Origin of the sequence: Roseiarcus fermentans (assembly GCF_003315135.1) — a bacterium.
In the GTDB taxonomy this organism is placed as follows: Bacteria; Pseudomonadota; Alphaproteobacteria; order Rhizobiales; family Beijerinckiaceae; genus Roseiarcus; species Roseiarcus fermentans.
The window spans coordinates 1-1,649 of the sequence record NZ_QNRK01000083.1; the positions used below are offsets into that span (position 1 = coordinate 1).

Sequence of the window (1,649 nt, forward strand, 5' to 3'; positions counted from 1 at the left end):
CCCGGATTTCTCACACAGGATGGGTGCATCGGGCGTCCGAATCAGGCAAAAGTTGTTTTGCGAGAACGACTTGACCCTATTCAGAGAGGTCGCCCGATGCAGACGGAGTGTAGCGCAGAACCGAGCCTGTTTGGACGGGTCGAAGGTCGCCCTGTTGTGGCCGAATTCGATGGCGGCGCGCTGACCTCCGACGCCGGCGGGCTGTTGCTCGGCGCCGCCGCGCGAAGGCTCGATCTGGTCGGCCGGCTTGCGGGATGTTTCCGCGACGTGAGAGACCCGAGGTTCGTCGAGCACTCGGTCGCCACGCTCGTCGGCCAGCGCGTGTTTGGCATCGCCCTCGGCTACGAAGACCTGAACGATCACGACGAACTCCGTCACGACCCGATGATGGCGGTGCTGGCCGGCAAGCTCGCGGCCCGCCGTGAGGGCTGCGCGCCGGTCGCCGGCAAGTCGACGCTCAACCGGCTCGAACTGTCGCGCGAGGTCGCCACCCGCTACCGGAAGATCAGCCACGACCCCGCGGCGATCGAGGCCCTGTTCGTCGACCTGTTCCTCGAGGCGCACGCGAAGGCGCCCAGGGAGATCGTGCTCGACCTCGACGCCACCGACGACCCGCTGCACGGGCGTCAGGAGGGCCGGTTCTTCCACGGCTACTACGACGGCTACTGCTACCTGCCGCTCTACGTGTTCTGCGGCCGGCATCTGCTGGCGGCCAAACTCAGGCCCTCGAACATCGACGGAAGCGCCGGGGCCAGGGAGGAGATCGCACGGATCGTCGGCCAGATCCGAGCGCGCTGGCCGAGGACGCGCATCCTCCTGCGCGCCGATTCCGGCTTCTGCCGCGAGGCCCTGATGGCGTGGTGCGAAGAGAACCGGGTCGACTTCGTCTTCGGCCTCGCGCGCAACGCGCGGCTCGTCGAGGAGATCGCAGTCGAACTCCTGCAGGCCGAGGCGGAGGCGACCGCGACCGGCAAGCCCGCCCGCCGCTTCAAGGACTTCCGCTACGCCACGCTCAAGAGCTGGTCGCGCCGGCGTCGGGTGATCGGCAAGGCCGAATGGACGCAGGGCGAGGCCAACCCGCGCTTCATCGTCACCTCGCTGACGAAGGCCGAGACCGGCGGCCGCCGTCTCTACGAAAACGTCTACTGCGCCCGCGGCGAGATGGAGAACCGGATCAAGGAGTGCCAGGGCGACCTGTTCTCCGACCGCACCTCGGCCGCCACCCTGCGCGCCAATCAGCTCCGGCTCTGGCTCGCCTCTTTCGCCTACGTCCTGATCTGCGCGGTCCGGCGGGTCGGCCTCGCCCACACCCAGTTCGCCGACGCGACCTGCGGTACGATCCGCCTCAAGCTCCTCAAGCTCGCCGGCCTCGTCCGGATCAGCGCGCGCCGCATCAAGTTCGCCCTCGCCTCGGCCTGTCCCGCCGCCGACGAATGGCGCCTGGCCGCCGCCCGTCTCGCCCCAGCCGCCTGAGGCGTCGCCGCGACGCCCATCCAACCGCGGCAATCACCCCTCGGCCCACCGGAGACATCACACTGCCAGACAATCCCTGCGCAGACGGCGCATCGGACGCGCTCGTCCATGACAAACTCCGCGCCGATGCGACCGTCAGAATGGCGAGGTAGGTGGCGCACTATGAGAAATGCGGG

The 1,649-nt window shown here is 68.5% G+C and carries 1 protein-coding gene; it reads left to right on the plus strand.

What is annotated here, in order from left to right; all coding sequences use genetic code 11:
- The first annotated feature begins 96 nt into the window (after nt 1–96).
- Nucleotides 97–1,473: an IS1380 family transposase gene (locus tag DFR50_RS31095; protein ID WP_113894226.1), complete on the plus strand. Its 1,377-nt coding sequence runs from the start codon at nt 97–99 to the stop codon at nt 1,471–1,473.
- Nucleotides 1,474–1,649: the final 176 nt, after the last annotated feature.

Bases quoted from the DNA above. Each gene is read 5' to 3' on its own strand.
- DFR50_RS31095 (WP_113894226.1), top strand. From the start codon at position 97: ATGCAGACGGAGTGTAGCGCAGAACCGAGCCTGTTTGGACGGGTCGAA.